Origin of the sequence: Synechococcus sp. Nb3U1, from assembly GCF_021533835.1 — a bacterium.
GTDB lineage: Bacteria > Cyanobacteriota > Cyanobacteriia > Thermostichales > Thermostichaceae > Thermostichus.
Genome location: NZ_JAKFYQ010000002.1, coordinates 53,426 through 73,129 on the forward strand (window position 1 = coordinate 53,426; position 19,704 = coordinate 73,129).

17 protein-coding genes are annotated in these 19,704 nt (G+C 54.0%); 10 read left to right on the forward strand and 7 right to left on the reverse strand.

Features of this window, described 5'->3' with window-relative positions:
* Window positions 1-6 precede the first annotated feature (6 nt).
* The 3 genes from trmFO to L1047_RS10775 all read left to right on the forward strand — a co-directional run bounded on the left by trmFO (window position 7) and on the right by L1047_RS10775 (window position 3,264).
* A complete protein-coding gene (gene trmFO / locus L1047_RS10765; RefSeq protein ID WP_443081713.1) occupies window positions 7-1,353 on the forward strand; it encodes an FADH(2)-oxidizing methylenetetrahydrofolate--tRNA-(uracil(54)-C(5))-methyltransferase TrmFO in 1,347 nt (448 codons plus the stop codon).
* 122 nt (window positions 1,354-1,475) lie between these two features.
* Window positions 1,476-2,681 (forward strand): acetate kinase, encoded by a 1,206-nt coding sequence (locus L1047_RS10770; protein WP_235278984.1) that lies wholly within the window; start codon window positions 1,476-1,478, stop codon window positions 2,679-2,681.
* A 115-nt stretch (window positions 2,682-2,796) separates the two neighbouring features.
* The gene (locus L1047_RS10775; protein WP_235278985.1) at window positions 2,797-3,264 is read left to right on the forward strand and encodes a hypothetical protein; all 468 of its coding nucleotides are present in this window, start codon (window positions 2,797-2,799) and stop codon (window positions 3,262-3,264) included.
* Window positions 3,265-3,595: 331 nt separating this feature from the next.
* On the opposite strand, the gene L1047_RS10780 is transcribed toward L1047_RS10775, so the two are convergent.
* From L1047_RS10780 to L1047_RS10795, 4 genes are all read right to left on the reverse strand, one after another.
* Window positions 3,596-4,417 (reverse strand): amino acid ABC transporter permease, encoded by an 822-nt coding sequence (locus L1047_RS10780; RefSeq protein WP_235278986.1) that lies wholly within the window; start codon window positions 4,415-4,417, stop codon window positions 3,596-3,598.
* Window positions 4,414-4,554 (reverse strand): hypothetical protein, encoded by a 141-nt coding sequence (locus L1047_RS10785; RefSeq protein WP_235278987.1) that lies wholly within the window; start codon window positions 4,552-4,554, stop codon window positions 4,414-4,416. The genes L1047_RS10780 and L1047_RS10785 overlap by 4 nt, the downstream gene beginning before the upstream one ends.
* A gap of 18 nt (window positions 4,555-4,572) precedes the next feature.
* Window positions 4,573-5,280, reverse strand: coding sequence for a transporter substrate-binding domain-containing protein (locus L1047_RS10790; RefSeq protein ID WP_235278988.1), 708 nt, complete (start codon window positions 5,278-5,280; stop codon window positions 4,573-4,575).
* Window positions 5,281-5,660: 380 nt separating this feature from the next.
* On the reverse strand, window positions 5,661-7,268 hold the full coding sequence (locus L1047_RS10795; RefSeq protein WP_235278989.1) for a B12-binding domain-containing radical SAM protein: 1,608 nt from the start codon (window positions 7,266-7,268) through the stop codon (window positions 5,661-5,663).
* Between the two features lie 131 nt (window positions 7,269-7,399).
* Between L1047_RS10795 and L1047_RS10800 the strand changes: the two genes are divergently transcribed.
* The 3 genes from L1047_RS10800 to grxC all read left to right on the forward strand — a co-directional run bounded on the left by L1047_RS10800 (window position 7,400) and on the right by grxC (window position 11,601).
* Window positions 7,400-8,269, forward strand: a complete 870-nt coding sequence (locus L1047_RS10800) for a methyltransferase domain-containing protein (protein ID WP_235278990.1) — start codon at window positions 7,400-7,402, stop codon at window positions 8,267-8,269.
* 195 nt (window positions 8,270-8,464) lie between these two features.
* Window positions 8,465-11,266, forward strand: a complete 2,802-nt coding sequence (gene polA, locus L1047_RS10805) for a DNA polymerase I (protein ID WP_235278991.1) — start codon at window positions 8,465-8,467, stop codon at window positions 11,264-11,266.
* A gap of 74 nt (window positions 11,267-11,340) precedes the next feature.
* Complete coding sequence (gene grxC, locus L1047_RS10810; RefSeq protein WP_235278992.1) at window positions 11,341-11,601, forward strand: glutaredoxin 3; 261 nt, start codon at window positions 11,341-11,343, stop codon at window positions 11,599-11,601.
* Window positions 11,602-11,616: 15 nt separating this feature from the next.
* Here grxC and L1047_RS10815 read toward each other — a convergent pair whose 3' ends face one another.
* Genes L1047_RS10815 through L1047_RS10825 form a run of 3 tightly spaced genes read right to left on the reverse strand, consistent with a single transcriptional unit; the run spans window position 11,617 to window position 14,419 of the window.
* Window positions 11,617-11,904, reverse strand: a complete 288-nt coding sequence (locus tag L1047_RS10815; protein WP_235278993.1) for a DUF2470 domain-containing protein — start codon at window positions 11,902-11,904, stop codon at window positions 11,617-11,619.
* A 60-nt stretch (window positions 11,905-11,964) separates the two neighbouring features.
* The gene (locus L1047_RS10820) at window positions 11,965-13,008 is read right to left on the reverse strand and encodes an AI-2E family transporter (protein ID WP_235278994.1); all 1,044 of its coding nucleotides are present in this window, start codon (window positions 13,006-13,008) and stop codon (window positions 11,965-11,967) included.
* Window positions 13,009-13,042: 34 nt separating this feature from the next.
* Complete coding sequence (locus tag L1047_RS10825) at window positions 13,043-14,419, reverse strand: MATE family efflux transporter (protein WP_235278995.1); 1,377 nt, start codon at window positions 14,417-14,419, stop codon at window positions 13,043-13,045.
* 170 nt (window positions 14,420-14,589) lie between these two features.
* Between L1047_RS10825 and murD the strand changes: the two genes are divergently transcribed.
* From murD to L1047_RS10845, 4 genes are all read left to right on the forward strand, one after another.
* On the forward strand, window positions 14,590-16,026 hold the full coding sequence (gene murD, locus L1047_RS10830; RefSeq protein ID WP_235278996.1) for a UDP-N-acetylmuramoyl-L-alanine--D-glutamate ligase: 1,437 nt from the start codon (window positions 14,590-14,592) through the stop codon (window positions 16,024-16,026).
* Entirely contained in the window at window positions 15,953-17,098 is a 1,146-nt protein-coding gene (locus tag L1047_RS10835) for an FtsW/RodA/SpoVE family cell cycle protein (protein WP_328286078.1), read from the forward strand. The genes murD and L1047_RS10835 overlap by 74 nt, the downstream gene beginning before the upstream one ends.
* A gap of 747 nt (window positions 17,099-17,845) precedes the next feature.
* The gene (gene mgtE / locus L1047_RS10840) at window positions 17,846-19,228 is read left to right on the forward strand and encodes a magnesium transporter (protein WP_235278998.1); all 1,383 of its coding nucleotides are present in this window, start codon (window positions 17,846-17,848) and stop codon (window positions 19,226-19,228) included.
* A gap of 138 nt (window positions 19,229-19,366) precedes the next feature.
* Window positions 19,367-19,585, forward strand: coding sequence for a DUF7219 family protein (locus L1047_RS10845; RefSeq protein WP_235278999.1), 219 nt, complete (start codon window positions 19,367-19,369; stop codon window positions 19,583-19,585).
* Window positions 19,586-19,704 lie beyond the last annotated feature (119 nt).

Below are 19,704 nucleotides of genomic sequence, written 5' to 3' on the forward strand. Positions count from 1 at the left end.
TCTGAAATGTCAACAGAACTGTTAACCATTGCGCCTATCCACGTTATTGGCGGAGGGCTAGCGGGGACGGAAGCGGCTTGGCAAATTGCTGAGCTGGGATTGGAGGTGATCCTTTCGGAGATGCGCCCTTTGCGCCAAAGCCCCGCCCACCACACAGATCATCTGGCCGAACTGGTGTGTAGCAACTCCTTTGGAGCCTTGGCCAGCGATCGGGCCGCCGGATTGCTCAAAGAAGAACTGCGACAACTGGGATCCCTGGTGATCTGGGTGGCGGATCGCCATGCCGTACCTGCCGGAGGAGCCCTAGCGGTGGATCGGGCGGCCTTCAGCCAAGCCCTGACCGAAGCCATTCAAAACCATCCACGCATCACCTTACGACGGCAAGAAGTCACCGACATTCCTGAGGGGATCACCGTCCTCTGTACCGGGCCTTTGACCAGTGATCCTTTGGCAGAAGCGCTCCAGACTTTCACGGGATTGGGCTACCTAAGCTTTTTCGATGCCTCCAGCCCGATTGTTACGGGAGATTCTCTCAATCGAGAGGTGGTGTTTCCGGCCTCTCGCTACGACAAGGGGGAAGCCGCCTATTTAAATTGCCCGATGACCGAAGCCGAGTACGAGCGGTTTTGGCAAGCTTTGGTACAGGCGGAACAAGCTCCTCTCAAAGCCTTCGAGCAAGAAGAACGCTCTTTTTTTGAGGGTTGCCTACCGATCGAAGAAATGGCCCGTCGGGGTAAAGATACCCTCTGTTTTGGCCCTCTTAAACCGGTGGGATTGGTGGATCCCCGCACGGGATCCCGTCCCCATGCGGTGGTGCAGCTGCGGCAAGAAGATAAGGCTGGTCAACTGTGGAACTTGGTCGGTTTTCAAACCAATCTGAAATGGGGGGAACAGCAGCGGGTGTTTCGCCTGATTCCCGGTCTGGAACAGGCCGAGTTTGTGCGCATGGGGGTGATGCACCGCAATACTTTTTTGAACGCACCGCAGTTGTTGAATGCGACGTTGCAATTTCGGAAGCGTCCGAGCCTGTTTGCCGCCGGCCAGTTGGTGGGCACGGAAGGCTACGCCTGTGCGGTGGCGGGGGGGTGGCTGGCGGGATCCAATGCGGCCCGTTTTGCCTTGGGGTTGCCCCTGATTCGGCTGCCTGCCGAGACGATGATCGGATCCCTGTTTCAATTCATTAGCAGCGCAGATCCCAAACATTTTCAACCGATGCCCGCAAACTTTGGCATTCTGCCCAATCTAGAGGGGCGCAAGATCCGCAGCAAACCGGAGCGTTATGGCCGTTATCGGGATCGAGCTTTGGCCGCGCTGGCGGCCACGGGGCTGATTCGGCAGGTACAAACTGCCTGAGGGAGCCGCGAATCGTTTGAGCTTCCTTCTGTTCCCAACTGTTTCAGGTTACGGTCAAAACTGAGATTGGCGGTTAGGTTGAAATCGATAAGCCCTGTGGAGGCCGATGCGGAAGACACTCTGTGAATATTCTTGTCATCAATGCCGGTTCCAGTAGCCTGAAGTCCTCACTTTTTCAAACAGTTGAGGGCAAAGTCGATGCTACTCCCCTCTGGCAAGCTCAAGCAGATTTCACCTACAAGCCGGGGGAAACCCTGATCCAGACTCGTCGGCGAGGCTGTAGCTGGACATCTTTCCCCTCCCCTCAGGCAGGTATTCAAGCATTGGCCCCACTGTTTCAAAGCCTTTGGCAAGGAGAAGAGGCTCTACTTCCAGAGGCCAAGGCCATCGATGGCATCGGTCATCGGGTAGTGCATGGGGGATCCCTGTATCAGCGGCCCACCCAGATTAACTCAACGGTAGAACAGACCATTGAGCAACTGATCCCATTGGCTCCGGCCCATAACCCCGCCGCGTTGGACGGGATCCGCCTGTTGGGTCAACTGGCACCTGGGATCCCGCAGGTCGCTGTCTTCGATACCGCTTTTCACCAGCAGATGCCCCCGGCGGCAGCCCTCTACCCCCTTCCCTATGCCTGGGCCGAACAAGGGATCCGCCGCTACGGGTTTCATGGCATCAACCACGAGCACTGTGCCCGCCAAGCGGCTGAACTGTTAAACCGCCCTTTGTCGGAGTTGCGCCTGATCACCTGTCATCTGGGCAATGGCTGTTCACTGGCGGCGATCCGGGGAGGAAAAAGTGTCGATACCACCATGGGCTACACCCCTCTAGAGGGCTTGATGATGGGATCCCGGTCAGGATCGGTAGATCCGGGCATTTTGATTCATCAGCTCCGCCGGGGCATGAGCGTTGAGGAGTTGGATCGGATTTTGAACCAGGAATCGGGCCTAAAGGGGGTCTCGGGCCTGAGCAGCGACATGCGCACAGTGTTGGAGGCGATGCAAAGCGGGCATGAACGGGCGGAGTTGGCTTTCGATCTGTTTGTGCACCGGCTGCGCGGCCAGATTGGGGCAATGCTGATGAACTTGGATCGGCTGGATGCCCTGGTGTTTTCGGGTGGCATCGGGGAAAACTCAGCCCCTGTGCGGGCGGCCACCTGTGCGAATCTGGGCTTCTTGGGGATCCAAATCGACCCTGTACTCAATGCGGGATCCCCTCGCAACTGCGATATCAGCACCTTTGATGCTTCGGTGCGCGTTTTGGTGATCTCAGCTCAAGAAGACTGGGCCATTGCCACAGCTTGCCAAGCGGTTTTGCAAGGGGAGTAAGCGAACTCTCCAAGACCGATTCCGGTCAGGTTCTCTCCTTTCTATCCACTGGCTGGGTGAGGATAAACCTCTAACAATAAACTCAAACAGAAGCTCATTTTGGGGTGGAGAGGAGATGATGCAACGGATCAATGAACGGCTCCCATTGTTTTTGCTGTTGGGCAGTGTTGTTGCGGGTTGTGGGGGCACGACAGGCGGCAGCGATTTTTTGCCTCTGCCGAACCCGATACCTGCCCCAACCCTCACCATTACCGATCTCTCCCCGCGCACGGTTTCGGTGGGGCAAACCCCGACTTTTGTCGTCTCTTTTCGGGTGGAGGCCCCCGCTGGGATCCGCGGATCCAATGCGTTCTTGGCTTCCGTCACCACTCCACTGGGCAATTTCGTTACTTTAGGAGCTTTCGATGCTTCCCAATTGCCCGGCTGCTCCGTTGGGGCCACCACCTGCACTGTGACCGGCCTCGCCCTGACGCAAAATAGTTTTACCCCTACTCAAACGGGATCCCATCAATTAACCATTAGCGTTTTCGATCGACAGGATCGGCTTGGCAGTGGCAGTTTTGCCTTTAGCGGAGTACTTTGAGAAACCAATCTATAAAACCAATTTATAAGTGGGATCCCTGTTCAAAAAGAGTCGAGAGCAATTCACCGACCCGGAGCTGCGAGAGCCACTGGTTGATTTTTTAGAGCTGCAAACCCAAATTCGCGCATTGCCAGTAGAGCCAGTAGAGCCAGTAGAGTCATTAGAAGCCTTGAGAGAAACCCTTCTCGATTTTGGATCCCTGCCAGATTTGATAGAGTAGCTGAAGAGATTGAGCTAAAAAGGATCTCGAATTGGCAAAAGAATTATCCCGGAAGAGATAGTTAGTTTGGTCACTGAAGGATCCCATGAAGATCCCATGTTTCTCATCCCCTCAACGAGTTAAATACTGTTCTAAGCGCCCCTGAAAAAAGGACAAAATCAAGGTCAGTAGCCAGTACCATAGAGCTGCCACCACCAAAGCTTCGAAAAAATGTTGCCTCGGCAAACCGGCTTGGCGGGCACGCCCCATCAGCTCCTGCAAAGCAATGGCACTAGCCAGAGCCGTATCCTTCTGCATAGCGATAAATTGATTGCCAATATCCGGTAAAACAATCCGGAAAGCTTGCGGCAGAACAATGCGCCACAGGGTTTGCCAAGGTTTTAGCCCCAGAGCATAGGCGGCTTCCGTTTGCCCGCGATGGATAGCTTGGATCCCGGCCCGAAAGATTTCGCTCATGTAAGCGCCATAGTTGAGGGTGAGCGCCAACACTGCGGATGAAAAAGAACCCAAGACAAGTCCCAGTTGTGGCAAGGCCTGATAGATAAACAAAAATTGGAGAAACAGGGGGGTGCCCCGCATCAGGGACACATACAAAGCTGACAGGCTATTCAGAGAAGCTACTTGTGAAAGGCCCGCCAATGCCGACAAAAAGGCCAAAGTGGTGGCACAGAGAATTGAAACCAGCGACAGCTGAAAGGTAATGCCTACCCCTTGCGAAATAAACCACCACCATTCCCGCACAAAGTTGCCGTTCAGGCGCAGGGTGCGGATCGGGATCCCGGCCAACTCAAACCGTAGCCCACTGAAGGCGAACGCCAACAACGCCAGCCAAAGCACCAACCACAATCCCCGTGCCACTGGGAAGGGGATCCCTTTCTGAAGGGGTGGCGGCGGCTGGGTGGGTTGCCCCAGCGGGATAGAGTCCTTGTTCACTCGACTTTTTTTGTTAAATCAATGCCGTAGTAACGCTCCGAGAGTGTCGTCAGGGTGCCATCGGCGTGCATGGCTTCCAGAATCTCGGTAATTTCGGCTTGCAAACTCTCTGAGTTGGCAGGACTGGAGCGATCCAACGCTACCGCCAGGGCTTCCTAATAGACGGGATCCCCAAGCGTTTTCAGCGGTAGACCTTCTTGAATGGCATCTTCTGCGGTCGGTAAAGCCGTGAGAACCGCATCCAGCCGGGTACCATCTCCCAGAGCCAAATCTTGGATGGCCAAACTATCCGTATCGTAGATACGAATATCCACACTCGGGGCTGGTATGGCTATGGTCTCCCCCTCCAGGGTGAGAGTACCCTCCAGGTAGGCTTGATAGGTGGTAGCAGTGCCAACCCCAACCCGTTTGCCCTCCAGGGCGGGGATATCGGCTGTGGTGGAGGTTTCATGCACGATAAAACTGGCAGGGGTGTAGTAGTAGGGAATGGTGAAGAGCAGGGCTTGCTGGCGTTCAGCGGTCACGGTCATGGAGCCGACATTCACATCCCAGCGGCCATTCCAGGAGCCGGCGGTAATTACATCAAAATTGATATCCAAAAACTCAGCTTCTACCCCCAAGCGACTGGCGATCTCCCGGGCCACATCCACATCAAAGCCCTCCCAAGTGCCGTCGGGGTTGAGGTAGCTTTGGGGACGATAGTTGGAGTCGGTAGAAACCCGCAGCACCCCCCGTTCCTTCACCTGAGCCAGCAGATCGTTGCTTTGGGCCAGCAGGGATCCCTGGGCTGTACCCAAGGTTAGGCATCCGGCTAGGGTGAACAAAAGGGCTTGTAAGGATCTGCGTCGAGAGACAAACATCATCGACAAAACCTCGGGTGAATGTGAAGAGCAACCCCACTGGGATCCAACTGGGATCCATCTAAGATATCAAAGGCTGTCATAGTCTCCGCCACAAGACGGTATCACCCGACACGAACCCGTCAAGCAGGGATCCCACAGAGCAGAACGGATCCAGATGAGCCAGGTTAGCTGAGATTATTCTCAATTCTTTATACTTACAGCAATCCGTCTTGAAGCCTACACCTTGTCAATCGTGCCGTGTTCCGCCAGAATTTTCTCGATGCGGGTTTCATCCAGGCGTGAGAACAACCGCGAAGCCTCTGCCTCTTGCTTGTCTCGAATGGTTTTCGCCAACTGACATCCTCCCTATGCCAACCGCAAGTTGGGGAAAGCTGGATTTCCTAAACGGACAGAGCCTCTTGCCGATGTTGCAGCAGTCGCTCTGGGGTGAGAGGACCTTCAAGGTGATCCCAAGGCAAGGGATCCCCAGGGATCCAATGGCTGTGGACATAGTATTCCAAAGGCGGAAGCTGCCCCTTGAGTTCCTTAAAAGCCCGTTTGTAGCTCCCCAAAGACTCCCCAAACTCTCGTGCCAAAATCAACACTTTGCCCACACGGCGATCCCCTCGCGAAATTAGGGCTTGAATCACTGACCAGCTATAGCTTTCGGGGCGAAAATCGATCCCTAAAGGTCGCAATTGTTTCTGAAAAAACTGCAATTTTTTCTCTGCTTTTGGGTCTACTCCGTACCACTGAAAAGGCGTGTGGGCCTTGGGCACAAAGGTACTGCAACCCAGAGTGAAGCGCAAACGGGGAGCCACCTGTTTCAGCTCTTTGAACAGGGCAACGGTTTGCTCCAAATCGGCTTGTGTTTCTGCCGGGATCCCGGCCATGCCGTAGAATTTGATGCCCCCTAACCCGCCGGATTGGGCATGGACTGCCGCTGCCAGAATTTCTGAGTTGCTGAGTTTCTTGTTGACGATTTGCCGTAGCCGCTCTGAGCCACTTTCAATCGCCACCGTAATGGACTTGCTGCCCCGACTGGACAACACTTGGGCCAAACGGGGAGTAACGGTGCCCGTCCGCACCGAGGCCAAGCTGAGGCGCACTTGCTCAAAGCGATCCTGGGCCAAGTAGTCCAGCAGCTGCTCAAACTGCGGATGTTGGGTGACCGAAGCCCCCAGCAGGCCAATCCGTTGGGTGACCTGTAGCCCCCGCTCCACCGCTGGGATCAAATGCCCCTCCACATCCGCGACGCGAAAAGGCAAAGTCAGGTAGCTGGCTAAGCAAAAGCGACACATCTCCGGGCAACTGCGCACCACCTCCAGCATGTAGATGTTTTCCCAGGCGGCTTTGGGGGTGACCACCGTTGAGACTGAAAGGGTATTGCCGCGGAAGGTATGTTTGCGGATCCTCTCTGGGATCCCTGCCCGCTTGGGCAGGATCTTCTCCACAGGACCTGTTGGCTCCAAGTATTGAGGTTCGTAAAGGCTGGGCACATAAATCCCCGGCACTTGTGCCAGAGCCAGTAACTTTTGGGCACGGGATCCGCCCCGCACCGGTTGGTAGGACTGGATCAATTCATCGACCAATCCTTCCCCATCCCCTAATAGGATCACATCGAAGAAGTCTGCAAAAGGCTCTGGATTGGCCGTCAGCACAGGGCCACCCCCGAAAATCAGCGGATCCGATTCACCCCGCGCCTGAGACTGGATCGGGAGCCGGTGCTGTTCCAACAGGGCCAGAATATGGACATAGTCCAGCTCCCAGGACACCGAAAAGCCAAATAGCTCCGGTTGCTGGGGCAAAGGCTCAGACAGATCGGTGAACAGGCGGCACACGGCCACATCCCTACGGCTGGCTAACATACTCCAGATCACCTGGTAGCCCAGGCTGGTAATGCCCACCGAGTAGGTATTGGGAAAAGCGTAAACCACCCGTACCGCCTCTGCATCGGGTGTGGCCGGGGTAAACAGCAGTTGTTCAAAGTCAAAATCTGAGCTGGCCAAGGGATCCCACTATGGAGGTTTCAATTGTCTATTTTGATGTGCCTGCTTTCCCACCTTAGTCGGAGACTTGGGAGACTTCCAAATGGCAGGATCAATCTGGATCAACCATACGGATGCCCAGGAGCTAATCCATGACCTCTGCCCTCAACCAACGTATTCGCAACTTTTATGATGCTTCTTCGGGCCTGTGGGAGCAGGTATGGGGAGAGCATATGCACCATGGCTATTACGAAGCGGGGCAACCGGGTAAAGGACGGCGGCAAGCGCAAATGCATTTGATCAACAAGGTCATCAAGTGGGGCCACATTGGGGATCCCTTCTCACCCCGACACATCCTCGACTTGGGCTGTGGCATTGGCGGCAGCAGCTTGGAGTTGGCCCAACGCTTCGGGGCCAGAGTGACGGGCATTACCTTAAGTCCTGTACAGATGAAACGGGCCCAGGAACGCGCCGAGGCTGTCGGCCTGAGCCAGCAGGTACAGTTTCAGGTGGCGGATGCCCTGCAAATGCCATTTGAGACGGGATCCTTCGATCTGGTGTGGTCTTTGGAAAGTGGCGAACATATGCCCGATAAGCACCAGTTTTTGGCGGAATGTTGGCGAGTTCTGCGACCGGGCGGACAACTGTTGTTAGTGACCTGGTGCCACCGCGAGGGATCCCTAAGCCCGCAGGATCGGCAGCATTTGCAGAAGATCTACGATGTCTACTGCCTGCCCTATGTGATCAGCCTGTCAGAATACGTTCACTTGGCCCAGCAGGTGGGGTTTGAGCAGATTTACCAGGCCGACTGGTCGGAACAGGTGGCCCCCTTTTGGGATGAGGTGATCGCTTCTGCCCTCGATTGGCGGTGGATCCCAGGTTTACTGCGCAGTGGTTGGGGGACGATCCGGGGAGCCTTGGGCTTGGGTCTGATGCGTCGCGGCTATGCTAGTGGCCTAGTGCGCTTCGGCCTCCTGAGCGGATTCAAACCAGTAGCCCATTGCAGAGACAAATCAACCTAACGCTGAGACGATTTGGCCCCGTCACGGTCAATAAACTTCCCCCCACCACCCAATCCAGATCCGCATCGGCAAAGGCTGGGAGCAAGACCAGAACAGGGTGTCAGGCTGCAATACCGTGAAATACCGTGATCGTGAGGGAGATAGAGTTGCCCTGTGGGATCCGATAGGCTGGATCCACCCTTAAGGTGTCGGCTTATGGCTTTGCAAACTCCAACCCTACTGCTAGTCGATGGGCACTCGCTAGCTTACCGATCCTTTTACGCCTTCGCCTACAGCCGCGAGGGGGGGTTGCGCACATCCACCGGGATCCCCACCAGCGTCAGCTTTGGTTTTTTGAAATCGTTACTGGAGGTGCTGGATAAACATACACCGACCCATGTAGCCGTTGCTTTTGATACTCGCCAACCCACCTTTCGCCATGAAGCCGACGAAACCTACAAAGCCGGTCGCCCAGAAACTCCACCGGAATTTATTGAAGACGTGGAAAACCTCAAGCAGTTGTTAACGGCGCTGCGGATCCCCATCTTGATGGCTCCAGGGTTTGAGGCAGATGATATATTGGGCACCCTCAGTACAGCATCTGCCAAAGACTATAAAGTCCAGATTTTAAGTGGGGATCAAGATCTCTTTCAGCTCATTGACAACGATGGAAAGATTCGGGTTTTACACTTGAACAACAAAGATCGAATTAGCGAGTTCGGCCCGGAGCAAGTGAAAGAAAAGCTAGGGATCTGGCCCTGGCAGGTGGTAGACTACAAAGCCCTTTGTGGAGATTCTTCCGATAATATCCCTGGAGTCAAAGGGATCGGCCCCAAACGAGCCGTAGAGCTGTTGGAACGCTACGGTAGCCTGACGGAGATTTTCAAGCATATTCCTGAAATTAAAGGCAAGGTTCAGCAATATCTACAGGAAGGGATCCAAGCTGCTCAGCATTCCCAGTTTATGGCCCAAATCAAGATGGATGTACCTTTGCCCCTAGACTGGGAGAGCATGAGACTCACAGGGTTTGATCAGGAGGAGTTAATCCCTCTTTTGGAAAAATTGGAATTTCAGAGTTTCATCAATCAAGTTCGTAAAATCCAGGCTTCCTTGGGCGGGATCCAAGCGGAATTAGGGGATCCCAGCGAAGGGAATAGCTCAACAGATTCGGAAAAAATTGTAGACAATGACGAAGCTCTTTGGTTTGATTTTGCCTTAGCTCCTACCCGCACCTTACCTGCGGTGTGGATTGTGGATACTCCCGAGAAGTTAGCTATTTGGGTTCAGGATTTGTTGGCCTGTGAAGGGATCGTGGCCTGGGACACAGAAACCACCAGTTTGGATCCGCGAGATGCCCAGTTGGTGGGCATTGGCTGTTGCTGGTCAGAACAGGATATTGCCTATTTGCCCATCGCTCACAGCAGTGGCACCAACCTGAATTGGGAACTTGTCAAATCAGCCCTTCAACCGATCTGGGAGGATCCCCAACGGCCCAAGAGCTTACAAAATTGCAAATATGATCTGAGCGTCCTACGTGCCCAAGGGATCCGACTGCGAGGGATCCAATTCGATCCGATGTTGGCCAGCTACGTTTTGGATCCGGAAGCCAGTCACAATTTGGGGGATCTAGCAGCCACCTATCTGAATTTACCCACCACCCGTTATCAAGACTTAGTCGGGAAGAAGGGATCCATCGCCGATATTAGCATTCCCCAAGTGGCGGAATACTGCGGCTCCGATGCCTATTGTGCCTACCAACTGGTGCCCATACTCACCGAAAAACTCCAACAGACCGGCCCACGTCTTTGGGATCTCTTCACCCAAGTTGAGTTACCTCTGGCGTTGATCCTAGAAGAAATGGAGTGGCTGGGCATTCGTATTGACACAGAGTTTCTCCGTCAACTCTCTCAGGAATTACAAGCAGAACTAGAAGCCCTCGAAAACACCGCCTATACACAAGCTGGGGAGACCTTCAACCTCAACTCCCCCAAACAACTGGGATCCCTGCTGTTTGAAAAACTAAAACTGGATATTCGGAAAACCCGCAAAACAGCCACAGGCTACTCTACAGATGCCTCTGTTTTGGAAAAACTAGAAGGAGATCATCCCCTAATCGCGACCATCCTCCAACACCGCACTTTGGCCAAGCTAAAATCTACCTATGTGGATGCCCTGCCAGCCCTAGTGAGAAACGATACCGGCAGAGTGCATACGGACTTTAACCAAACCGTGACTGCGACGGGCAGGCTGAGTTCCTCAAACCCTAACCTGCAAAACATTCCGATCCGCACCGAGTTTAGCCGCCGTATTCGACAGGCCTTTATTCCCCAAGCAGGGTGGTTGTTGGCTGCTGCCGACTATTCCCAAATTGAACTGCGCATCCTGGCCCATCTGAGTCAGGAACCCACCTTGGTACAAGGTTTCCAATCAGGAGAAGATGTACATATCCTCACAGCTCGTTTATTGCTGGATAAATCAGAAGTCACCAGTGAAGAACGGCGATTGGCCAAAACCATTAACTATGGGGTGATCTACGGCATGGGAGCACAACGCTTTGCCCGTACTGCTGGGGTTTCTCTTTCGGAAGCGAAGCAATTTTTGGAACGATTCAATGAACGCTATGCTGGGATTTTTACCTATATGCGCTCCACGGAAGCCTTTGTAGAAGAGTATGGCTATGTGGAAACGATTTTGGGCCGCCGCCGCTACTTTCCCAACCTGTCTCGATTAACGGGCTATCGCAAACAAGCAGAATTACGAGCAGCCATCAATGCCCCAATTCAGGGATCCGCCTCTGACATTATCAAAGTAGCTATGGTGCACCTGCAAAAGAAACTCCAGCAATTTCAGTCACGATTGTTGTTGCAAGTGCACGATGAATTGGTTTTCGAGGTTGAGCCCTCTGAATGGCAGGAGTTGCAACCTTTGATTCGTTCGGAAATGGAGGGAGCCCTCCCCCTATCCGTGCCGCTAACCGTGGATCTGCAAATCGGCCAGAATTGGAAAGAAGCCAAATAATCCTGGTTGACAAGCCTAGGGATCCTTCTCTAACAAGAGTGTTAAGATATATAAAAGCATTCTTTGATTCTGCTATGGCTGTTGAAATCTACACTTGGCGCTTCTGTCCCTTTTGCATTCGAGCCAAGCAACTTCTGGATCGCAAAGGTGTGAAATACACAGAATACGCCATCGATGGAGACGAGGTGGCGCGGGCGGAAATGGCTAAGCGAGCCAATGGCCGCCGTTCTCTACCGCAGATTTTCATCAACAACCAGCACATCGGCGGTTGTGATGACCTACACCATCTTGAGGCCCAAGGTCAGTTGGATCCCCTCCTGCAACAAGCCAGTTGAAGGTAAATTTTCCCGCTACTTCCGAACCTGAGCACGGGCCTGTTTCACCATCTCGATCAGGGTGTGGTGAGCATCCTCTGAATCTTTAAGAGGATGGTCGAATCGAATCCGAACCGTCTGCTCTCCCTCTTCCCCCTGCACCTGCAAATCCATGCCCTCAGAGTCAATGGCTTGCATCTGGGCCTGAGTAGCCCCCTTGACCTGCCCAAACACCAGGGCATAGAGCACTACGGCGTCAGCGTGGTCGTCATTCATGTGCTTGCAGATGCGGTCGCTAACTTGCGGGGTGAGAAGGTCAGGCATGGCAAGGGATCCCTTCTGGATCGGCTACTGGCTTCAGTTTAGCCCCGGAATGGCTCTACCTCACCGTTTGGGATCCCCTTTCATCTCGTCAATTTCAAGCAAGTTGATCAAGACCCCCGTCACCGGGATCGCCAGGAAAACCCCCAGTAACCCTGCCAGAGTCCCGCCCACAAATAGGGAAAAGAACATTACCACCGGGCTGATATTCAGGGATCCCTGCATCACGCGGGGCAAGAGCAAGTTCTCCTCCACCTGCTGCAAAGAAATACAAATCACCAGCACCTGGATCGACAGCCACACACTTTTTGGCAACAAAATGAGCGCGATCAGGCTAATACCAATCGTGGCACCAATACCCGGAATTAGGTCGAATAAACCCGCGATCATCGATAAAGTCAAAGCGGAGGGAATCCGAAAGACTAGAAAAACCAAAAAGCTAGAAACAGCAAAGAAAAACGATAGGACGACTCTCCCCCAAAAGAAACCCAAGAAATTTCGCCGCACCGTTTCAGTGATGCGGGTTTGCCACTCATCGGAAAAAGGCTTAAGGAACAAGCTCCACAATCGTTTGCCATCCAACAGCATAAAAAAGGCAACGATGAAGATCAAAAATAAATTCACCAAACTCAGGAGCAAACTGCGCAAAGTCAATACCCCAGATCCCAGCAGGTTCAGGGTTTGATCTTTGATCTGTTGTTCAAACTCTTGGATGTCGATTTCGATATTGAAGTTACCCAGTAGGAGCTCTAGTTGGTCGATGGCGTTAAAAACGGTATTCAAGAAAGTGGCAATACTTTCCTGAAGCTGTGGCAACTGGGAAATCAACGTTAGGCCCAATACTGCCGTCATGCTGGACAGAGAAATGACAGTAACAAAGGTAACTAGATAAACCGAAAAATTATGGGAAAAAAAGTGTGTCAGCCAGCCGACGGGGTAACTGAGCAAGTAAGCCAAAATAGCCGCGATCACAAAAATGGTGATCACCAGCTCGAAGTAGCTAAGCACCTGAGACAAAGCCCACGCGCAGGCCAAGAATAGCAAAATACGCAACAACTGAGAGTTGTTCAGTTTCGCCCAAACAGGCCAACGGGAAGGCTCAGGCATCAGGATCCTGTCTAAACAGTTTTCCTATCTTCTCTCATCCAGACAAAGGCTGCTCCACCAGGATCGGCGGTCGCAACTGCTCACTGCGCCGAGACCACCAGACAGCCCCCAAGCCGACCCCCAAGTTGGCAATACAGGAGGCCAAGAAAACACCATTCACGCCGATCAACTGGCTGCCCACATAGGCCAGCGGGACATAAACCAAAAACATACGGGTCAGAGATAGGATCACAGCAGCCAGAGGCTTACCCAAGGCATTAAAAGCGGCACTCACCGTCAGGAGCAGCCCAGTCCCGGCATAGCTGAGGGGCACAATGCGTAGATAAGAAGCCGTGACCTCAATCACCGCAGGATTGCTATCAAACTGGGCGGCAATGGCCGTGGATCCCAGCCCCAACAGCACGGCCATCAGAACACCCCAGCCCAGACAAAAGAAAAAACTCAGGCGCAAACTCTCCTGAACACGCTGATACTGTTTGGCTCCCCAATTTTGGCCGATGAAAGGAGCGACACTGGTGGAAAGAGCTGCTAGAGCAGACAGGGAGAGTAACTCCAGCCGTGAAGCCACCCCAAACCCCGCCACCGCCTCTGGGCCAAACCCGGCCATCAAGCTGGTGATGATCCCCGCTGAGATCGGGATCACCATATTGGTTCCAGCAGCAGGCAACCCCACATGCAAAATTCTCGACCAACAGCCCCGTACATCCTCCCAAGTGGGCAGAAATAAGCTGAGCATGTGCTGGCGAAAATGCAAAAAGAGCAAGGCCAAAACCAAGCTTAAGGCCCGTGCTGCCACCGTTGCCAAAGCGGCTCCCTGCAATTCCAGTCGGGGGAACCCGCCCAAGCCAAAGATCAACAGCGGGTTCAGGCCAATATTGGTGATGGCCGCCAAGGTCATGATCAGGCTGGGGATCTCGGAGTTGCCAGCGGCTCGGATTGCCGTATTGCCCACCATCGGTACCACCAGAAACACCATGCCCAGATACCAAATGTGCATGTACTTCCGGATCAGGGGCAGGATGTCTGGTTCCGCCCCCAGCGCGGTGAACAAGGGATCCAACGTCAAAAACCCAAAGAGGACACACACCGCCACGATCAGCAAGGACAGGAACAGGCTATTGGTGGTCAGGCGTTGCACCCGCTGCGGGTTGCCTTCCCCGATCGCCCGCGCGATCACCGAAGAAGCCCCCACCCCCAAGCCAATCGCCAAGTTACTGAGCACCATCGTCACCGGGAAGGTGAAGCTCATGGCCGCCAGCTCCAGCGTGCCCAGTTGCCCGACGAAATAGGCATCCGCCAGCTCGATCGCCATGACGGCAAAAATGCCCCAGATCATCGGCAGAGTGAGGCGAATCAGCTGGGATCCAACCGGGCCTTCGGTAAGGGTTTGGCGCGGGGTAGGTTGTGACATGTAGGTTCTCAAATAGGCAAGATGTACGGAATTATTTAATTCACTTCCTAATTAAGACACATCTCCCCAATGGATGTCTGTCTGGGATCCCACGCTTTTTCTGGTGGGGGAGAGAGCTTTCGGTAAGATCGAACGGGTATTCCCAATCAACCAAAAAAGCAGAAACAAACGTGCGACAACAAGTCTTAGGGTTGGGCATTGCCGGGCAGGCAGCAGCAAGGCTCTTGCGAGCCCAAGGGCATGAGGTACTGGCCTGGGATGAGAAAAACTCGGATCGGCTCCAGCAGATTCAGCAAGAACTGGAACCAGAAGGGATCCTGGTTCGATTGGGGGAACCGTTTCAACTGCAAGCGGGGGTGGAGCAGGTGGTGGTCAGTCCTGGCATCCGCTGGGATCATCCTCTGTTAGAGCAGGCCCGACAGAAGGGCATTGCAGTTCTGGGGGAGGCGGAATTGGCCTGGCAAAGTCTGGACTTTTTACCTTGGGTGGGGATCACCGGCACCAACGGCAAAAGCACCACCACTGCACTCATTGCAGAAATGGTTCAGGCAGCAGGCTTGAAAGGGATCCCCTGTGGCAACATTGGCCTCCCCCTCTGTCAGGTAGCTCTGGACACCTTACGGGGTGAGCGGCAACCGGATTGGATCGTGGCAGAACTCAGCAGCTATCAACTGGAGGCCAGCACCAGCCTGATGAGCAGCAGCCCATCTGGGCCAGCTCGGATCGGGGTTTGGACAACCTTTACCCCGGATCACCTAGAACGGCATGGCACCCTGGAGCGCTATGCCAGCTTCAAAGCCCGTCTGGTGGATCGGGCCACCTGGCGGGTGCTCAATGGCGAGGATCCCTATCTTTTGGGCCGCAAGCAGGATTGGCCAAACACCTACTGGATCTGCACTCAGGATCAGTCGGCGCCGGTGCATCTGCGCAAGAATAGCCTTTGGATTCAAGCAGAACCCATTGCCGAATTGGAAGCCTTTGGTGAACGGTGCCCAGGTCACCACAACCTACAGAACCTGCTCATGGCAGCAACAGCAGCCCATCTGGCCGGGATCCCCAACACGGCGATTCAACAGGCGATTCGATCTTTTGCTGGGATGCCCCACCGCCTGGAGCGTGTTGCCCAACTGCACATCGGCCCCACCCCCATTCGCTTCGTCAACGACAGCAAAGCCACCAACTACGATGCCGCCTGGGTTGGGTTGAATGCAGTGGAGCCCCCGATCCTCTTAATTGCGGGAGGAAAGGCCAAACAGGGAGATGCTCAAGCCTGGTTAAATCTAATTCAAACCAAGGTGGCGCGGGTGCTGCTGATTGGGGAGGCTGCCCCCGCTTTTGCCGCCGCTCTGGACAGGATCCACTATACTGGCGTTGAGCTCGTGCAAACCCTAGATGTAGCGGTGGTGAGAGCCTTTGAGGCGGCTCGCTCCCTAGCCCAAACCCTGACGGATCCCACCCAACCGATCACGGTCTTGTTCTCTCCCGCTTGCGCCAGTTTTGACCAGTACCGCAGTTTCGAACACCGTGGCGACCATTTCCGCACCTGCTGCCAAGCCCTCCAGGGATCCCTCGCCTGCTCTGGATCTGAGTCTGCCTTGGAACCCTGAAGCCCGCTTGTTGCGCTGGCTAACCCTAATCTGGGTGGTGCTGGGGCTGGCGATGCTGTTTTCCGCCTCCTACCCCGTGGCCCAAAGAATCACCGGGGATGGCCTCTACTTCTTTAAGCGCCAGTTGATCTGGGTGGGGCTAGGGGCGCTCAGTTTTCTGGTCTTGGTGCAGATCCCGTTGCGCCGCTGGTTCCCGTGGGCCGGACTCCTCTGTCTACTGGGAATTGGCTTGGTCTGGGCCACCCAAGTGCCGGGGTTGGGGGTGACCCGGTTGGAAGCCAGCCGTTGGCTGGATTTGAAAGTGATCCCGATCATCCAACCCTCGGAATTTCTCAAACCCCTGCTAGTACTGCAAGGAGCCTGGGTGTTTGGGCGTTGGTTTCATCATCCCCGCTGGTTTCGCTGTGTTTGGGTGGGCATTTTCGGTATCAGTCTGTTGGGCATTCTCACCCAACCCAATTTGGGCACAACCGCCATTTGTGGCCTCACCCTCTGGATCATGGCCTGGACAGCAGGGATCCCTGCTCTGACGTTATTTGGCACAGCCGGCTTGGGGGCAATGGCAGCGGTGCTGAGCATCCTCAGCAAAGAGTACCAGCGGCGGCGGATATTGGCCTTTTTGGATCCCTGGGCTAGCGCCCAAGGGGATGGCTATCAACTGGTGCAAAGTCTCTTGGCGATTGGCTCCGGGGGGTTATGGGGCAAAGGCTACGGCCTCTCCCAACAGAAGCTCTTTTATCTGCCCATTCAATACACAGACTTCATCTTCTCAGTGTTTGCAGAAGAATTTGGCCTGGTTGGATCCCTGTCGTTTTTGGGGTTGCTGTCGCTCTATGCCTTGGTGGGGCTACGGGTGATGATGCGCTGCCGGGAGCTCCCGATCCGCCTAGTGGCCTGTGGCTGTGTGGTGTTTTTGGTGGGGCAGTCGCTGCTGAACATTGGCGTGGTCACCGGGGCATTGCCCACAACAGGGGTGCCCTTGCCGCTGTTCAGCCATGGGGGCAGCTCTATTTTGGCGGGGTTAATCACAGCAGGATTATTAGTACGGGCGGCACGAGAATCGGAACTTTGAATTAGGACTAGAACAAAAGAGCGCATTTCCATCGGGATCCCTTACGAAAGTCCGCATTCTAACAGTGCGGAAAAATGGGTTGACGGGATCCTATTCCTGAACTAACCTAAGTAGGGCTGAAGAGTTTCTCTTCTGGCTCTGCTAGTTTTGTGCTAGCGAAAGTTCTTTCGAGGAAAACGATCAATAATGGACGCTTCTGGCAGTAGTTTGTGTGCTACCGAGCAGGAATTTGTCCTCGCGGATGAAGACCCTTATGGGCCCAGGTGTGGCCTACCCTGCCCTGAAAATGGCTGGGATCATTGGGTGATCGGGTTAGTGAGCTTGCTAAGTTAATTTTTGGCTTGGGGAGCTCATCTCGGTCGGCGATGAACCTAGCGACTGAGCAGAGCTCCGACAGGGTGTTCCTTGTGAGAGTTTGTGTGAGCCGATTTGGCTTGCCTTGTTCAGAATTTGGGCAGCTTTGGGTGCTTCGGAGGAGAGGTTATCTCTATCCGGGCACCCTGCTTGTTGCGTCATCAATCCAAGAGGGATCCCTTGGGATGACCGATATTGGTTTGTACATTCTTATGTGCATCCTTAACAGGACAGCTACATTTTTTAGGTGTTCATAGGCTATCTGTGAGCAACAAATTTCTGTGCTGAAGATGGCCAATGATTTTAGTGATCCTGGCGATCTTTAGGGATTGGTTTTGAGCGTTTACGGAAGGAGCATCATCCTGAGTTAATCCAAACGACTGGAGGTGTATTATGCAAAGCAAAGCCAACGTACTCAACGATCTCCTGCAACCCTTTGCTCTAGAAGCCGCCAAGCAAGAGGCCAATCGCATTGCGGCGGTGGAGCTGGTGCAGCTGTTGCTGGAACTACCCCACCACAAGCGGATCCTGGCCTTTCGGTTGTTGGAAAAAGACAAAGCAATAGCGGTGTTTGAGTACCTGCGACCGGAGCAGCAAGCGGATCTGATTCGCTCCATGGAAAGCCCAGAGGCCCTGGGATTAATCGAATCCCTTAAGCCAGATGACCGGGTGCGCCTGTTCGACGAGCTACCCGCCAAGGTGACCAAGCGATTGATGGCCAACCTTAGCCCCCAGGCGCGGGAGAGCATCAACCTGTTGTTAGGCTATCCTCCCCGCAGTGTCGGGCACATTATGAACGTCCGCTACCTAGCGGTGCGGGATACCGTTACCAATCGAGAAGCCCTAGAGCTGGTGCGGCAATCAAATCTTTCGGATAACGAGCTGGCCATTGTCTTCGTAGTCGATAGCCAGCGGTTTTACCGGGGGTTTGTGCGTACCATTCGCCTACTCAAAGCGGATCCTGATCTGCCCATTACCTCTCTAACCGAGGGGCAGCGCATCAGCATTGCTGCTACCGAACGGGATCTGATGGCGGCCAAGCTGCTCAAAGATCACGATCTACCAGCGGTGGCAGTGGTGGACAAAGAAGGCCGTCTGATCGGCGACATCACCTTCGACGATGTGATCGATCTGGTAGAAGAAGAGGCCACCGATGCTGCCTTTGCCAAAGCCGGGGTGGGCAACCTCCTCAGCCGAGACAAAGTCTGGAGCGAGAACCTAGTCAAAGGATCCATGTGGTACAGCGTCCGCCTGCGGATTCTGTTTTTGATCGTCACCCTCATCGGCGGAATGATCGTCGGGACGGTGATCACCACCTATGAGGAGGTTTTAGAAGCGGTGGCGGTGGCGGCCGTCTTCATCCCAGTGGTAATGGATATGGGGGGCAACACAGGGACTCAATCCACCACCATCTTTGCCCGGGGTTTGGCGTGGCAACACGTCAACACCAACCGGATCATCCCCTACATCCTGCGAGAAGCCCGGATTGGCGCCACCATGGGGGCTGTTTTGGGAGTTGCAGCTGGGGTGATCGCTTACTTTTGGCAAGGGTTGCCTAATGATGTCCCGCAATTGGGCTTGGCAGTAGGGCTGGCTTTGTTCTTTGTGGTCACCTTGGGGGCCGTCTTGGGGGCCATCCTACCTTGGGCTCTGTTAAAAATGGGCTTCGATCATGGGCCTGGAGCAGATCCATTCATCACCACCATCAAAGATTTCACCGGCTTGTGGTTTTACTTTGTCATGGTGTCGTGGTTGCTCGGCATTCAGGTTGAGTAGCCTTCTGATTGAACTAAGCAAACAGGAAGCACACAGGAAGAATCTGGTGAGAACCCTGATATCTCAGGGTTCTCCTGGTAACTCCTAAGATTGAACATCAAATTTGGAAACTTTGCCTACGCATCTAGGAGGTGTGTCATGAACCGCTTTCCCTCTCAAGCTCCCCTAGAGCAGTTTGAAAAGAAGCTACAGTATTTTGCCCATCGAATCTCGATCATCACGGCTCTAGAAACCGGGGGCAAGTTATCTCCTGGCCAAGCCTTTGACATGATGGAATCCCTTTGGGTAAATCTAGAATCAACGGGTGATGAAGCGTTTTTAGCCATCAGTTATGACTATGAAGGGGGTGAGAGCTGATTCACAAACAGAATCCATGAGATGGATCAGGGTTTAGGGCTGGTCAACAGATCTTGAGGGCTACCGGAGAGACAATAACAAACTGCAAAACTCCTCCCATCCGGGATGCTTGACTTTCG

What these genes read in the sequence shown, in the direction of transcription:
- L1047_RS10820 (WP_235278994.1), bottom strand. Translation starts at nt 13,008, where the DNA reads ATGCCTGAGCCTTCCCGTTGGCCTGTTTGGGCGAAACTGAACAACTCT.
- L1047_RS10790 (WP_235278988.1), bottom strand. Translation starts at nt 5,280, where the DNA reads ATGATGTTTGTCTCTCGACGCAGATCCTTACAAGCCCTTTTGTTCACC.
- trmFO (WP_443081713.1), top strand. Translation starts at nt 7, where the DNA reads ATGTCAACAGAACTGTTAACCATTGCGCCTATCCACGTTATTGGCGGA.
- L1047_RS10800 (WP_235278990.1), top strand. Translation starts at nt 7,400, where the DNA reads ATGACCTCTGCCCTCAACCAACGTATTCGCAACTTTTATGATGCTTCT.
- grxC (WP_235278992.1), top strand. Translation starts at nt 11,341, where the DNA reads ATGGCTGTTGAAATCTACACTTGGCGCTTCTGTCCCTTTTGCATTCGA.
- L1047_RS10815 (WP_235278993.1), bottom strand. Translation starts at nt 11,904, where the DNA reads ATGCCTGACCTTCTCACCCCGCAAGTTAGCGACCGCATCTGCAAGCAC.
- polA (WP_235278991.1), top strand. Translation starts at nt 8,465, where the DNA reads ATGGCTTTGCAAACTCCAACCCTACTGCTAGTCGATGGGCACTCGCTA.
- L1047_RS10775 (WP_235278985.1), top strand. Translation starts at nt 2,797, where the DNA reads ATGATGCAACGGATCAATGAACGGCTCCCATTGTTTTTGCTGTTGGGC.
- mgtE (WP_235278998.1), top strand. Translation starts at nt 17,846, where the DNA reads ATGCAAAGCAAAGCCAACGTACTCAACGATCTCCTGCAACCCTTTGCT.
- L1047_RS10825 (WP_235278995.1), bottom strand. Translation starts at nt 14,419, where the DNA reads ATGTCACAACCTACCCCGCGCCAAACCCTTACCGAAGGCCCGGTTGGA.
- L1047_RS10845 (WP_235278999.1), top strand. Translation starts at nt 19,367, where the DNA reads ATGAACCGCTTTCCCTCTCAAGCTCCCCTAGAGCAGTTTGAAAAGAAG.